Source organism: Mycobacterium conspicuum (assembly GCF_010730195.1).
Classification (GTDB): Bacteria; Actinomycetota; Actinomycetes; order Mycobacteriales; family Mycobacteriaceae; genus Mycobacterium; species Mycobacterium conspicuum.
On the sequence record NZ_AP022613.1, the window covers coordinates 2,496,692 to 2,510,807 of the forward strand.

General features: G+C 68.6%; 12 protein-coding genes. 4 read left to right on the forward strand and 8 right to left on the reverse strand.

The annotated features are described in order from the left end of the window. Positions 1–483 carry a Zn-ribbon domain-containing OB-fold protein gene (locus G6N66_RS11790; protein WP_085234294.1) on the reverse strand — a complete coding sequence of 161 codons (483 nt, stop codon included), beginning with the start codon at positions 481–483 and terminating at the stop codon, positions 1–3. A 109-nt stretch (positions 484–592) separates the two neighbouring features. Here G6N66_RS11790 and polA point away from each other — a divergent pair, with 109 nt between their 5' ends. The 3 genes from polA to coaE all read left to right on the forward strand — a co-directional run bounded on the left by polA (position 593) and on the right by coaE (position 6,037). Beyond that, positions 593–3,256, forward strand: coding sequence for a DNA polymerase I (polA, locus tag G6N66_RS11795; RefSeq protein WP_085234314.1), 2,664 nt, complete (start codon positions 593–595; stop codon positions 3,254–3,256). Positions 3,257–3,424: 168 nt separating this feature from the next. Beyond that, entirely contained in the window at positions 3,425–4,867 is a 1,443-nt protein-coding gene (gene rpsA, locus G6N66_RS11800; RefSeq protein ID WP_085234293.1) for a 30S ribosomal protein S1, read from the forward strand. A 6-nt stretch (positions 4,868–4,873) separates the two neighbouring features. Then, complete coding sequence (coaE, locus tag G6N66_RS11805) at positions 4,874–6,037, forward strand: dephospho-CoA kinase (protein ID WP_085234292.1); 1,164 nt, start codon at positions 4,874–4,876, stop codon at positions 6,035–6,037. Here coaE and G6N66_RS11810 read toward each other — a convergent pair. From G6N66_RS11810 to G6N66_RS11830, 5 genes are read right to left on the reverse strand one after another with little or no spacing between them, the layout of a single operon-like run. After that, a complete protein-coding gene (locus G6N66_RS11810) occupies positions 6,017–6,451 on the reverse strand; it encodes a hypothetical protein (protein WP_085234291.1) in 435 nt (144 codons plus the stop codon). The genes coaE and G6N66_RS11810 overlap by 21 nt on opposite strands. Before the next feature lie 21 nt (positions 6,452–6,472). Further along, a complete protein-coding gene (locus G6N66_RS11815) occupies positions 6,473–7,252 on the reverse strand; it encodes an Fpg/Nei family DNA glycosylase (protein WP_085234290.1) in 780 nt (259 codons plus the stop codon). Then, a complete protein-coding gene (gene ligD / locus G6N66_RS11820; protein WP_085234289.1) occupies positions 7,245–8,135 on the reverse strand; it encodes a non-homologous end-joining DNA ligase in 891 nt (296 codons plus the stop codon). Before ligD (G6N66_RS11820) ends, G6N66_RS11815 begins: the two co-directional genes overlap by 8 nt. Continuing rightward, positions 8,135–9,133, reverse strand: coding sequence for a non-homologous end-joining DNA ligase (gene ligD / locus G6N66_RS11825; RefSeq protein WP_085234288.1), 999 nt, complete (start codon positions 9,131–9,133; stop codon positions 8,135–8,137). The genes ligD (G6N66_RS11820) and ligD (G6N66_RS11825) overlap by 1 nt, the downstream gene beginning before the upstream one ends. After that, positions 9,130–9,687 (reverse strand): DNA polymerase ligase N-terminal domain-containing protein, encoded by a 558-nt coding sequence (locus tag G6N66_RS11830; RefSeq protein WP_085234287.1) that lies wholly within the window; start codon positions 9,685–9,687, stop codon positions 9,130–9,132. Before G6N66_RS11830 ends, ligD (G6N66_RS11825) begins: the two co-directional genes overlap by 4 nt. 66 nt (positions 9,688–9,753) lie before the next feature. Here G6N66_RS11830 and G6N66_RS11835 point away from each other — a divergent pair, with 66 nt between their 5' ends. Beyond that, the gene (locus G6N66_RS11835; RefSeq protein WP_085234286.1) at positions 9,754–10,737 is read left to right on the forward strand and encodes a DUF2889 domain-containing protein; all 984 of its coding nucleotides are present in this window, start codon (positions 9,754–9,756) and stop codon (positions 10,735–10,737) included. Here G6N66_RS11835 and G6N66_RS11840 read toward each other — a convergent pair. Then, positions 10,724–11,158, reverse strand: a complete 435-nt coding sequence (locus tag G6N66_RS11840) for a DUF402 domain-containing protein (protein ID WP_163645824.1) — start codon at positions 11,156–11,158, stop codon at positions 10,724–10,726. The genes G6N66_RS11835 and G6N66_RS11840 overlap by 14 nt on opposite strands. A 155-nt stretch (positions 11,159–11,313) precedes the next feature. Beyond that, positions 11,314–13,971: an ATP-binding cassette domain-containing protein gene (locus G6N66_RS11845; RefSeq protein ID WP_232079279.1), complete on the reverse strand. Its 2,658-nt coding sequence runs from the start codon at positions 13,969–13,971 to the stop codon at positions 11,314–11,316. Positions 13,972–14,116 lie beyond the last annotated feature (145 nt).

The window sequence follows — 14,116 nt, forward strand, 5'->3', positions numbered from 1 at the left end:
TCATTTGTGCCGCTCCTCCTCATCGCTGCGCTCTGCATCGTCGTCGGCACGCCTCCACGCGTGCACGATCCGTTGCACGCCCTCGTCGTCGGTGAACAGCGGCATGGTGGTCAGCTCCATCTCCATGCCCACCTTCAGGTCGGCCGCCAGCGTGCCCTCAACCACCTTGCCCAGCACGATGATTCCCTCGTTGGCGAGTTCCACCGCGGCGATCGCGAACGGCTCGAAGTCCTCCGGCGCGGGGTAGGGGGCCGGCGGGGGATACCGGTTTTCGGTGTAGCTCCACAGCGTTCCGCGGGTGGACAACGCGACGGACTCCAGGGCGTCGCTGCTGCACGCCGGGTTGGGGCAGTTGTTCTCGCGGGGCGGGAACACGTAGGTGCCGCACTGCGGGCACTTGCTGCCGATCAGATGCGTACGGCCGTCCTCGTCGGTGGCGAACCATCCGTCGATCGCGGGTTGTTGACTGGTGACCTCGGGCACCCGCCAACACTACCAAGCGCTTGTTTGGGCACGCCAGGTCTCGTCGTACCGAGTGCCTAGAGTGAAAGCCGTGCCCGCCGCGATCGAGGAACAAACCAAACCCACGCTGATGCTGCTGGACGGCAATTCGCTGGCGTTCCGGGCGTTCTACGCCCTGCCGGCGGAGAACTTCAAGACCCGCGGCGGGCTGACCACCAACGCGGTCTACGGCTTCACGGCGATGCTGATCAACCTGCTGCGCGACGAGGCCCCGACGCACATCGCCGCCGCATTCGACGTGTCGCGGCAGACGTTTCGCTCCGAGCGCTATCCGGAGTACAAGGCCAACCGCTCCACGACGCCCGACGAGTTCCACGGCCAGATCGACATCACCAAGGAAGTCCTTGCCGCACTGGGTATTACGGTGCTCGCCGAGCCCGGATTCGAGGCCGACGACATCATCGCGACGCTGGCCACCCAGGCCGAGAACGAGGGCTACCGGGTGCTGGTGGTCACCGGCGACCGCGACTCGCTGCAGTTGGTCAGCGACGACGTGACGGTGCTGTACCCGCGCAAGGGCGTCAGCGAGCTCACCCGCTTCACGCCCGAGGCCGTCGTCGAAAAGTACGGCCTGACCCCGGCGCAGTACCCGGACTTCGCCGCGCTGCGCGGCGATCCCAGCGACAACCTGCCCGGCATCCCGGGCGTGGGGGAGAAGACCGCCTCCAAGTGGATCGTGGAATACGGCTCGCTGCAGGGACTGGTCGACAACGTCGACGCGGTGCGCGGCAAGGTGGGCGACGCGCTGCGGGCGCATGTCGCCGGCGTCATCCTCAACCGCGACCTCACCGAGCTGGTCAAGGATGTGCCGCTGGCGCAGACCCCGGACACGCTGCGGATGCAGCCGTGGGACCGCGACCAAATTCACCGCCTCTTCGACGACCTGGAGTTCCGGGTGCTGCGCGACCGGCTGTTCGACACGCTGGCCGCCGTCGAGCCCGAGGTCGACGAGGGCTTCGACGTGCGCGGCGGCGCGCTGGAGCCCGGCACGGTGGCGCACTGGCTGGCCGAGCACGCCGACGACGGACGCCGGGCCGGGCTGGCCGTCGTCGGCACCCATCTGCCCTACGACGGCGACGCCACGGCGCTGGCCATCGCCGCGGCCGACGGCGACGGCGCCTACCTCGAGACCGCGACGTTGACCCCCGAGGACGACGCCGCGTTGGCGGCCTGGCTGGCCGACGCCGCCAAACCCAAAGCGCTGCACGAGGCGAAGCTGGCCATCCACGATCTCGCGGGCCGCGGCTGGACACTCAACGGCGTCACCTCCGACACCGCCCTGGCGGCCTACCTGGTGCGGCCCGGGCAGCGCAGCTTCACCCTGGACGACCTGTCGCTGCGCTACCTACGGCGCGAGCTGCGCGCGGAAACCAGTGAACAGCAACAACTTTCGCTGCTCGACGATATCGAGGGAACCGACGAACAGGCGGTCCAAACATCGATCCTGCGGGCCCGCGCCGTGGCGGATTTGGCCGACGCGCTGGACGCCGAACTGGACCGCATCGATTCCACCGCGCTGCTGGGCGAGATGGAACTGCCGGTCCAGCAGGCGCTGGCCGACATGGAGTCCGCCGGCATCGCCGTCGATCTGGGCATGCTCACCGAGCTGCAGAGCCAGTTCGGCGACCAGATCCGCGACGCCGCCGAGGCCGCCTACGCGGTGATCGGCAAGCAGATCAACCTGGGCTCACCCAAGCAGCTGCAGGTGGTGCTGTTCGACGAGCTCGAGATGCCGAAGACCAAGCGCACCAAGACCGGCTACACCACCGACGCCGACGCCCTGCAGTCGCTGTTCGACAAGACCGGGCACCCGTTTCTGCAGCACCTATTGGCCCACCGCGACGTGACCCGGCTCAAGGTCACCGTGGACGGGCTGCTGAACGCGGTGGCCGGCGACGGGCGCATCCACACCACCTTCAACCAGACGATCGCCGCCACCGGCCGGCTCTCCTCGACCGAGCCCAACCTGCAGAACATCCCGATCCGCACCGACGCCGGCCGCCAGATCCGCGACGCGTTCGTCGTCGGCAAGGGTTACACCGAGCTGATGACCGCCGACTACAGCCAGATCGAGATGCGGATCATGGCGCACCTGTCCCGCGACGCGGGCCTGATCGAGGCGTTCAACACCGGCGAGGACCTGCATTCGTTCGTGGCGTCGCGCGCGTTCGGCGTGCCGATCGAGGAGGTCACCGCCGAGCTGCGCCGCCGGGTCAAGGCGATGTCCTACGGCCTGGCCTACGGCCTGAGCGCGTACGGGTTGTCCGCGCAGCTGAAGATCTCCACCGAAGAGGCCAAGGACCAGATGGACCAGTACTTCGCCCGGTTCGGCGGGGTGCGCGACTACCTGATGGAGGTCGTCGAGCAGGCCCGCAAGGACGGCTACACGTCCACCGTGCTGGGCCGGCGGCGGTATTTGCCCGAGTTGGACAGCAGCAACCGCCAGGTCCGCGAGGCCGCCGAACGGGCGGCGCTCAACGCGCCGATCCAGGGCAGCGCGGCCGACATCATCAAGGTGGCGATGATCGAGGTCGACAAGGCGCTCAAGGCGGCCGGGCTGGCGTCGCGGATGCTGCTGCAGGTGCACGACGAGCTGTTATTCGAAATCGCGGCCGGCGAGCGGGAGCAGGTCGAGGCGCTGGCGCGCGACAAGATGGGTGGCGCGTACCCGCTCGACGTGCCGCTGGAGGTGTCGGTGGGATACGGCCGCAGCTGGGACGCGGCGGCCCATTAGCGGCGCCTGTGTAACGTAAAGGCCGCAAATCCCGCTGAAATTCGCCGTGGCGTTACGCACGCGACGGATGGTGTGGTTTGTCCAGCGTGTGCCCTGTCGAGTAGCCTCGATGGGTAAACCCTCGTATTTGTCCCTACGACCAGACCCTGTCCGGAGCAACCCAACAATATGCCGAGTCCCACCGTCACCTCGCCGCAAGTAGCCGTCAACGACATAGGCACCAGCGAGGACTTTCTCGCCGCAATAGACAAAACGATCAAGTATTTCAACGATGGCGACATCGTCGAAGGCACGATCGTCAAAGTGGACCGGGACGAGGTGCTCCTCGACATCGGCTACAAGACCGAAGGGGTCATCCCCGCCCGCGAGCTCTCCATCAAGCACGATGTCGACCCCAACGAGGTCGTTACCGTCGGCGATGAGGTCGAGGCCCTCGTCCTCACCAAGGAGGACAAAGAGGGTCGGCTGATCCTGTCCAAGAAGCGCGCCCAGTACGAGCGCGCCTGGGGCACCATCGAGGCGCTCAAGGAGAAGGACGAGGCCGTCAAGGGCACCGTCATCGAGGTCGTCAAGGGCGGCCTGATCCTCGACATCGGGCTGCGTGGCTTCCTGCCCGCCTCGCTGGTCGAGATGCGCCGCGTGCGCGACCTGCAGCCGTACATCGGCAAGGAGATCGAGGCCAAGATCATCGAGCTGGACAAGAACCGCAACAACGTGGTGCTGTCGCGGCGCGCCTGGCTGGAGCAGACCCAGTCCGAGGTGCGCAGCGAGTTCCTCAACCAGCTGCAGAAGGGCACCATCCGCAAGGGTGTGGTCTCCTCGATCGTCAACTTCGGCGCGTTCGTCGACCTGGGCGGGGTGGACGGCCTGGTGCACGTCTCCGAGCTGTCCTGGAAGCACATCGACCACCCGTCCGAGGTGGTCCAGGTGGGCGACGAGGTGACCGTCGAGGTGCTCGACGTCGACATGGACCGCGAGCGGGTTTCGTTGTCGCTCAAGGCAACCCAGGAAGACCCGTGGCGGCACTTCGCCCGCACCCACGCCATCGGCCAGATCGTGCCGGGCAAGGTCACCAAGCTCGTTCCGTTCGGTGCGTTCGTCCGCGTCGAGGAGGGCATCGAGGGTCTGGTGCACATCTCCGAGCTGGCCGAGCGCCACGTCGAGGTGCCCGACCAGGTGGTCGCCGTCGGCGACGACGCGATGGTCAAGGTCATCGACATCGACCTGGAGCGTCGCCGAATCTCGTTGTCGCTCAAGCAAGCCAACGAGGACTACCACGACGAGTTCGACCCGGCGAAGTACGGCATGGCCGACAGCTACGACGAGCAGGGCAACTACATCTTCCCCGAGGGCTTCGACTCCGAAACCAACGAGTGGCTTGAGGGATTCGACGCCCAGCGTAACGAGTGGGAAGCGCGCTACGCCGAGGCCGAGCGCCGGCACAAGATGCACACCACGCAGATGGAGAAGTTCGCTGCCGCCGAGGCGGCCGGACACGGCTCCGAGGAATCGTCGTCCAGCAGCGCGCCGCAGGAAAAGGCCGCGGGTGGTTCGCTTGCCAGCGACGCCCAACTGGCCGCGCTGCGGGAAAAGCTCGCCGGCAACGCCTAATAGCCGATGCTGCGCATCGGGCTCACCGGTGGCATCGGCGCCGGCAAGTCGGTGCTGTCCGCCACCTTCGCGCAATGCGGCGGGATCATCGTCGACGGCGACGTCATCTCGCGCGAGGTGGTCGAGCCCGGCACCGAGGGCCTCGCGGCGCTAGTCGACGCGTTTGGGGACGGCATCCTGCTTCCCGACGGGGCGCTGGACCGTCCGGCGTTGGCCGCCAAGGCTTTCCGCGACGACGAGTCGCGCCAGAAGCTCAATGGCATCGTGCACCCGCTGGTGGGCAAGCGGCGCGCGGAGATCATCGCGGCGGTGCACGAGGACGCGGTGGTCGTCGAAGACATTCCGCTGCTGGTGGAATCGGGGATGGCGCCGCTGTTCCCGTTGGTGGTCATCGTGCACGCCGACGTCGAGGTGCGGCTGCGGCGACTAATCGAACAGCGGGGCATGCCCGAAGAGGACGCCCGCGCCCGCATCGCCGCCCAGGCCAGCGACGAGCAACGCCGCGCCGTCGCCGACATCTGGCTGGATAACTCGGGCACGCAAGCGGATTTGATTCAGCGGGCGCACGACGTGTGGAACAACCGCGTCGTGCCGTTCGCGCACAACCTCGCGCAACGTCAGGTCGCCAAGGCGCCGGCGCGGCTGGTGCCGGCCGACCCGACCTGGCCGGAGCAGGCGCAGCGCATCATCAACCGGTTGAAGACGGCGTGCGGCCAGCGGGCGTTGCGCGTCGACCACATCGGATCCACCGCCGTCCCCGGCTATGACGCCAAGGACGTCATCGACATCCAGATCACCGTCGAATCCCTTACGGTGGCAGACGAACTCGCTGAACCGTTGCTTTCCGCCGGGTATCCCCGCCTGGAACACATCACCGCCGACGTTGCCCACGGAAGCGATCCGTCGTTGTGGCACAAGCGGTTTCACGCGTCGGCGGATCCCGGCCGGCCGACGAACGTGCATATTCGGGTGGACGGTTGGCCCAATCAGCGGTTCGCGCTGCTCTTCGTCGACTGGCTTAAGGCCAACGCCGGGGTGCGGGAGGACTATCTGGCCGTCAAGCGCGCGGCCGAGAATGCGGCCCAGTACGCCGAAGCCAAGGAGCCGTGGTTTCTCGATGCCTACCGGCGGGCGCGCGAGTGGGCCGACTCAACCGGATGGCAGCCCTAGCCTGTCCGGCGTGGCACCGCACTGCAGGATGCCGCTCGCGGGATCGCCGCCACTGGGCGCCGGCGTCACCCGCCGATCCACCTGGGTGAAAACGGCGTCGTCCACATCGATCTCGCAATGCACATTGGCCGAATAGGGCCAGCGCAGCACGATCTGCATCCCGGCCTGCTTCGGATCGGGCAGCACGGCGTTGGCCTCAAATGCGTTGCCGGGCATCGACGGCAGGTTGGTGCTGCTCGTCCGGCCGGCGCCGGTCACGAAGATGGCCTGGCTGCCGGTGGTCAGCGCGTCGATCCTGGCCCGGTAGGTGATGTTGTGCAGATCCGCCCGCGCTTGCGGGGACATGGCCGGAAGGCCGGCCGCGAGCACCGTCGCGGCCGCGATCGGCATCCAACTGCGCCCGATGCAGCTCATAGCTGGTGAGATTACGCCGCGTCAGCGCGGCTGACATCGGAGGCACCACCAGGACGTTCGACCGTTGATGCGCCCGTGTTGCAGGCGGGTGCCGCAGCGCGGGCAGGTCGGGTCCGGCTCGTCACGCGCCCCGGTGAGCCACCGCGACAGGCCGGGCACCCGGCCATGCCGCACCGAGGTGCGCAGCACCTGCGTGAGCGCGCCGTGCAATCCGCGCACCTCGTCGGCATCCAGCTCGGCCACCGGGCGTCTCGGGGCGATGCGGGCCCGCCAACAGATCTCGTCGGTGAGCAGATTGCCGAGCCCGGCGATCACGGACTGATCCATCAGCGTCGGCTTGAGCCGCCCGGACCGGCCGTCGAGCACGTCGCGGAACGCGCGCAGGCCAATGCCCAGCGCGTCGGGGCCCTGCGGTCCCGTCACGTCGGCGACGTCGTCGTCGTCGCGGGCCAGCCACACCCCGCGCAGCTTGCGCAGGTCGGCGTAGCGCAGTTCGCCCTCGTCCAGGGCCAGCACCAGCCGCTCGTATCCGATGGGCTCGGCACCGTCGGCCGCGTAGTACGGGTGGCCGGTCATCCCGCCATGGATCAGCAGCACCGGGCCGTCGGTCGGCAGGATCAGCCACTTGCCGTGCCGGCGCGGGGCCGCGAAGCGATGGCCGCGCAGCGCGCGTCCGAGCGCCGGGGCGGTGCTGTTGCGCAGGATGCCGGGATCGTGGACTTCGACGTGGTCGATCCGGCGACCGGGCAGCGTCGTGGCCAGCTCGCGCCGAAACCCTTCCACGTCAGGCAGTTCAGGCACGAAGCTTGTCCAGGCGCCGCCGGGGGCCGGCGAGTGCGCGGGCGTGCCGGGACATGTCGGCCCACGGATCGCCCTGCTCGCGCAGGCGTTTGGGAACGTCGCACAGGGTGAACCGATCCGCCCGCAAGCCCCGCCGGTCCAGTTCGTCCCATTCCAGCGGGGTGGCCACCGGCGCGCCGGCGCGGGCGCGCACCGAGTACGGCGCAACCGCCGTCTGCGCGTAGGCGTTTCGCATGACATCGAGGTACACGCGGTCGCTGCGGTTGTATTTGCGGGCTTCCAGGGTGCGGTGGTCGGGGTCGTCGGCGACGACGACCTCCGCGACGTCCCGCGCGAATTGCCGCGCGGTGTCGAAGTCGGAATCGCCGCGGATCGGCACCACCACATGCAGCCCACGCGACCCGGTGGTCTGCAAATAGCAAGCCAGCCCGAGGTCGTCGAGCACCGCGGCCGTCGCACGGGCCGTCGCGCGCACCACGGCGAAGTCGTCACCGGACGGGTCCAGGTCGAAGACCAGGCGGTCGGGGTTGTGCAGCCGGTCGCGGCGTGACTGCCAGATGTGCACCGTGATGCAGTTCTGGTTGGCCAGCCAGCCGAGCGCTTCGGGGCGTTCGGCCACCGCATGCACGAGCGTGCCGCCTTCCTTCTCGACCTTGATACCGTTCATCCAGTCCGGCATCGAACCGTCGAAATCCTGTTGCAGGAACCCTTTTTCGCCGATGCCGCGCGGGAACCGCTGCACGTTGAGCGGCCGGCCCTTGACGTGCGGCAGCATCGTGTCGGCCACCGCGCAGTAGTAGTCGACGAGATCGCGTTTGGTGATCCCGTCGGAGAAAAACAGCACCCGATCGCCGTGGGTGACCTCAACGTCAATGTGGGGCATCAGCGTGTCTCCCTTGCCACGTCGCGGGGCTCCTTGTCGGTGCGCAGGCCTTGATAGCGCGGGTGGCGCAGCTTGCCGTCGCGCGTCCATTCGCTGAAGCCGATCTGCACCACCAGCTCGGGGCGCACCCAGCAGGCGTCGCGTTCGCGCACCAATCCCCGGGTGAACGGCGGTGTGTCCCGCCCGATTCGGGACAACTGCTTGTGCAGGCTGCGCAGGGTGGGCTCGTCGAAGCCGGTGCCCACCTTGCCGGCGTAGACCAGCGCGCCGTCGTCGTAGTAGCCGATCAGCAAGGCGCCCAACTCGATCCGGCTGCCCTTGGGGGCGGTATAGCCGCCGACGACGAACTCCTGATCGCGGACGCACTTGAACTTCAGCCAGTTCGGCGACCGGCGCCCGTCGTACTTGGAGTCGGCGAGCTTGGCGATCACGCCTTCGTCGCCGCGTTCGCAGGCGCGACGGTAGGCCGCGATCCCGTCCTCGACGCGATGCGGGGCGTTGCGCAGCGGATCCGTGAAGTCAATAGCGCTGCGCAGCAAGCGTTTACGCCAGGCCAGCGGCACGTCGACGGTGGACTTGCCGTCGAGGTGCAACAGATCGAAGACGTAGTAGTAGACGCGGACGTCGGAGGCGCGTGCCACCTTCGGATCGGTAATGCCCAGGCGGGCCTGCAGCCGCTCGAAGCTGGTGCGTCGGCCGTCGAACGCGACCACCTCGCCGTCGAGGACGAAACGGGTGACGTGTTGCGCCGCGAGCGCGTCGACCAGCTCGGGGTAGGTCCCGTTGAGCTGCTTACGGTTTCGAGACAGCAGCCTGACTCGGTCGCCGTCGCCGAACGCCAGGCAACGCATGCCGTCGAATTTGCGCTCGAAGATCCACTTCGGATCGGAAAACCGCTTCTCGGTCAGGGTGGCCAGCGTCGGCGCCCGCCAGTCCGGCACCGGCTCGTCGCGCAGCGCGGCGCGCACGGAGTCGGGCAGGCCGGCGAGATCCGTCACGACAGGTCGTCCAACGTCCGTCCGGACAGCACGGATTCGGGTTGGCTCTTCACGGGTTTGCGTCGCGCGTCGGCGCCCTCGTCCTTGCGTTTGACCAACAACCAGGTCTCCTGCTTGCCGCCCCGGATCCTGGTCAGCGCGTAGCCGCCGCGCAGCTTCTCGCCGTGCAAAACGAACGAAAGGTGGCCGCGCGCAAGGCCCTCCGTCATCTCGCGATCCCCAGCGTTGGTGTAGCTGCCGCGGTCCCAGACGATGACGCCGCCGGCCCCGTACTCGCCGCGCGGTATAACCCCCTCGAATGTGGCGTATTCCAGCGGGTGATCCTCGGTGCGGCGCGCCATCCGCTTGTCCTTCGGGTTTGTCGACGGCCCCTTGGGCACCGCCCAGGACACCAGCACACCGTCGATCTCGAGACGGAAGTCGTAATGATCGCTGCGCGCCGCGTGGTGCTGGATGACGAAGCTCGGCCTGCCAGAGCGCTTTCGTCCCTTCCGCCCCGACGGCTCCGGGCTGCGCCCGGAAGGTCGTTTGCGCCGGTACTCGCTCAAGGACATACCCAACCAAGTACCCGCGCCCTCGGCCCGAAAACCGACGACGTAGGCACCGGGTACCGTCGGTGCATGCCGTTCGTCACCGACATCCTCGGACCGCGGCAGCCCGTCGTCGACCCGGCGCCGCCGCTGGTGGCGGGGCGGCTGCGGCGCACGAGCACCATCGACACGCATCCGGGCGGGCCGGGGGAGTCGCTGGTGGACCTCCGGGCGCGCGACGCGTCCGCGACGGGAACGGGCGACGTCGAGGTGCTCGGCGAGGTCCGCGTCGGTGCGCGGCTGGTCAATTTCGTCATCGACGACCTGTGGTGCACACCGCCGGCCAGCGGTCTGGATGCGCTGCGGGGCGCTCGCGTCGGTGCGGGTTTCCGGTCGAAGATCGCCGCGCTGTTGCCCGACGAAGTCCGGCGGGCGAGCCTGCTTCACCTGTTGCTCGACGATTGGGTCGGCGCCGCGCTGGTATCGGGATACGGCTTGCAGCACACGGCAATCACGCTCGGCGTCGAGCAGAAGATGCCGGCGGGCGTCGCGGACCGGATGGCCGGAATCTGCGCGGGTTTCGCGCCCGAGGCGTCGCTGGTGAACTATGCCCGGCGACACGATGTCGTCCCGACGGGCCGGGGACCCGTGGCGCCGCCCCTGGACGGACTGCATGACGTCGACCCCCTTCGCGCACGTGGGATGCGCAGATTCCGGCGGCTCGACATGTGGCCGTCGGACGCCGATTCGGTGGAGTTTGACGCCCATTTCCGCGACTCCCACATGGACGACGAGCTGGTCGAGACGATCGTGCACGAGTACACGGTGGCCGGCACCGTCGACACCTCGACGCGGACCATCGCGGCGGTGAGCGCCGAGGTGCGGGTGCTGCCGTGGCAGGAATGCCCCGGGGCCATCGGCAGCGCCGGGCGGGTGCGTGGCATGCCGCTCGGCGAGTTACGCCACCGCGTCCGAAGCGAATTCGTGGGCACCAGCACGTGCACGCATCTCAACGACACCCTGCGCGCGATCGCCGATTTGGACGCGCTGCTGGATCACTTCAGCGCCAGCTGAGCTCCATGCCCAGGCCGGCCAGCCACCGCTGGAGGTCATAGCCGTGGCGGGCCAGGCCGTCGACGGCGGTGGTGGCCCGCAGCACCGCGCGCTCGGCGACGTCCGGGGTCAGCAGCCCGAGGCGCACGGCCTCCAAAAGCTCGTCGACGTCGGCCAGTGAGGCCGCCGACCCGGTGCGCACCTCGATGTCGAGGTAGTGATCTTCGGAGCGCCACGTCGCCGGGTCGGGCGTGTATTCGCCGACGTCGAGGTAGTAGTCGTAGTCGCGTTCGTGGCCCGGGTTGAAGTGAAAGACGGTGGCGCGCAAGCCCAACGACGGCAGCAGCCACGACTCGAGGTAATGAAACTGGGCACGGCCGGGAGTGGGCCGGGCTAGGTACAGCCCCCACGGCCGCACCGTGTATTCGTCGACGGCCCGCACGATGCCCTTGGGATCGGTGTTGGTGCGGGCGACCAGATCGAACGTCTCGTTCTTCGGCGGATGGATGAGACGTCACTCTACCGGCGCGCGCTGAACGCGATTGACTCTGCGCTGGCGGCGGGCCCTACTCGAACTTTGTCGCCAGGGACGCAGAGTCAACGCCGCAATCGGATTCGCCAGCGGACGAAGCAGGCGTAGAGCAACGACAACGCGGCCAGCATGGCCATGTCGAACGCCCAGATCTTCGCGGTGTGCTCCCAGAACCGGTCCTGCGGCAGCACCGAACCGGGCACCAGCGTGCGCACGTCGACCGTCGACGCCGCCGCGGCATACCCCCAGCGGGTCGGCATCCCAAACGACAGCTGGTCGAGCCCGAGCCGGCCGGTCACCGGCACCATCCCGCCGCACAGCACCAGCTGCGCCATCACCGCCACCACGAACAACGGCATGACCTGCTCGGTCGAGCGGACCACCGACGAGATCGCCAGCCCGAGGATCGCCGAGGCCACGCACGTCGCGGCGACCGTGCTGAACAGCTCGACGGTCGCCAAGGCGGTGCCATGGCCCATCACCACCGGCCCGCGGGTCGGGGCGCCCTTGCCTGCCACCACGATCGCGGTGATGACCGCCGCCTGCAGGATGGCGAAGCCGCAGAACACGGCGGTCTTGGCCAGCAGATAGGCGCTGCCCGACAAGCCGACCGCCTGCTCGCGCCGAAAGATGGCGCGCTCGCCGACCAGGTCGCGGATCGTCAGCGCGATTCCCATGAACGCCGCGGCCGGCAGCAGCAGGCTGAGGATCTGCGCGGACTCGTCGGGCGTGCCGGCGCCCTGGGCGGGAATGTGAAATCCGCTGGAACCGGGCACGGTCAGCGACAGCGAACCGAGGACGAACGGCAACAGCGCCAGAAACACGAAATAGCCGCGATCGGCGACCACCAGCCGGACCTGCCGGCGCGCGATCGTCGAGATCTGACGCCGCAGACTGGTATGCACCGGCTTGCCCAGCTCGGCCGGCTCGGTCTCGGGCATCGCGCGGTTGCCCGGCGCCTGGTTCTGGGCCCGAAAGCGCCGGTTCGCCTCGTCGGGGTCGGCGCCGACCTTGGAGAAGATCTTGGCCCAGTTCGTGGTGCCCATCGCGTCGCCGATGTCGCCCGGCGGACCGCAGAACGCGGTCTTCCCGCCGGGCGCCACCAGCAGCAGTTGGTCGCAGATGTCCAGATACGACAACATGTGCGTGACCACGATCACCACGCGCCCGGCGTCGGCCAGCTGGCGCAGCATCATCATGACCTGGTGATCCAGCGCGGGATCGAGGCCCGACGTGGGTTCGTCGAGGATCAGCAACGACGGCCCGGTCAGCAGTTCGAGCGCCACCGAGGCGCGCTTGCGCTGGCCGCCGGACAGCTTGTCCACCCGGGTGTCGGCGTGTTTGGTCAGATCGAGCTCGTCGAGCACCTGGGCGACCCGCTGCGTGCGGTCGGCCTTGCTGGTGTCGGGCGGCAACCGCAGTTCGGCGGCGTAGCCCAACGCCTGGTTCACCGTCAGCTGCCGGTGCACCACGTCGTCCTGCGGGACCATGCCAATCCTGCTGCGCAGCGACGCGTATTCGGCGTGCAGGTCGTGGCCCTCGAAGGTGACCGAGCCGGAACTGGGCTGCGCGTAGCCGGCGATCAGCCGGGCCAGCGTGGTCTTGCCCGCCCCCGACCCGCCGATGATGGCGGTCAGCGTGCCGGGCCGGGCGATCAGCGAGATGTCGTCCAGTAGTTGTTTGCCGTTGTCGACGACGTACTTGACGCCGCGCACCTCCAGGCCGCCGGTGCGGGTCTCCGCCTCCTTGCGCGGGATCAGGGTGCTGTTGGTGAAGACCAGGTCGACGTTGCCGATCGTGACCACGTCGCCCTCGGACAGGATCGCCGAGCCGACCCGGGTGCCGTTCACGAACGTCCCGTTGACGCTGCGGTCGCGAATCTCGGTGCCCAGCGGTGTCAACGACAGCGTGGCGTGCTGGCGCGAGGCCAACACATCATCGACGACGATGTCGTTGTCCGCGGCGCGACCGACGGTGACGGTGCCGGCCCCGACCGTGGTCCCGCGGGTTCGCGGGGCGCCCGGCGAGCGCTGCGAGAGAAATTTCACGAACCTGGTCGCCAGGTTCGACACGTCGCCGGGTTTGGCGTCGACGACGGTGAACTCGGCCGGCGGCTTCGTGCTCGCAGGCGCCGGTCTGGCGTTGACGGTGGTCAGCTCTTCGCGCTTCGGCGCCGGCGGCGGTGTCACCTTGTGCTGGTAGGGGCGCGGCGGGCCGGGCGGTCCCGGCGGCCTGGGTGGTGCCGGGACGGGCCCGGTGCGCGCACGCCCGGGGCGCGGGGTCTGCTCCCTGGTCGGTCGCGGCGGCGGCGCGGGCCGCTGCGGGGGCTGCCCCCGCTCGGGATTCATCGGCCAGGCCAGGGTGGGTGGCCCGGAGTCTCGCACCGACCTCATCTGCGTGGGCCGGACGGTCGCCTGTTGGGACCCGATCTGGAAGGTCAACCTGGGTCCCTGCGGGTTGCCCACGTTGATGCTCTGCCCGTCGTGGATATCGATCACCGGCATCCGGTAGCCGTTGAGGTAGGTGCCGTTCAGCGAGTTGTCGATCGCCCGCCATCGGCCCTGATCGAAGCGCAGAAACAGGTGCGCGCGAGAGATCCGCGGGTCCGCGATGCGCAGGTCGGCGTACAGATCACGCCCGACGACCACCTCGTGGCCGGGGGCGAAAGACTGTTGGGCTCCGTCGTGCCGGATCGTCAGTACGGGCGCGGCAGGTCGACTCACTACCCCAGTATCGGTCCGCGGAACGGGTGCTCTCCATTGGACTCGCCTGTGACTTGGCTTTGTGTCAATTTCGGTCTCAATTTGGCCACTCATAGCTGTCTCATAGCCTGCGTTGGCCCGCCGCCCATGCGTCTCCGGCATGATT

Bases quoted from the DNA above. Each gene is read 5' to 3' on its own strand.
- polA (WP_085234314.1), top strand. From the start codon at position 593: ATGCTGCTGGACGGCAATTCGCTGGCGTTCCGGGCGTTCTACGCCCTG.
- rpsA (WP_085234293.1), top strand. From the start codon at position 3,425: ATGCCGAGTCCCACCGTCACCTCGCCGCAAGTAGCCGTCAACGACATA.
- G6N66_RS11830 (WP_085234287.1), bottom strand. From the start codon at position 9,687: ATGTCCTTGAGCGAGTACCGGCGCAAACGACCTTCCGGGCGCAGCCCG.
- ligD (WP_085234289.1), bottom strand. From the start codon at position 8,135: ATGCCCCACATTGACGTTGAGGTCACCCACGGCGATCGGGTGCTGTTT.
- coaE (WP_085234292.1), top strand. From the start codon at position 4,874: ATGCTGCGCATCGGGCTCACCGGTGGCATCGGCGCCGGCAAGTCGGTG.
- G6N66_RS11835 (WP_085234286.1), top strand. From the start codon at position 9,754: ATGCCGTTCGTCACCGACATCCTCGGACCGCGGCAGCCCGTCGTCGAC.
- G6N66_RS11810 (WP_085234291.1), bottom strand. From the start codon at position 6,451: ATGAGCTGCATCGGGCGCAGTTGGATGCCGATCGCGGCCGCGACGGTG.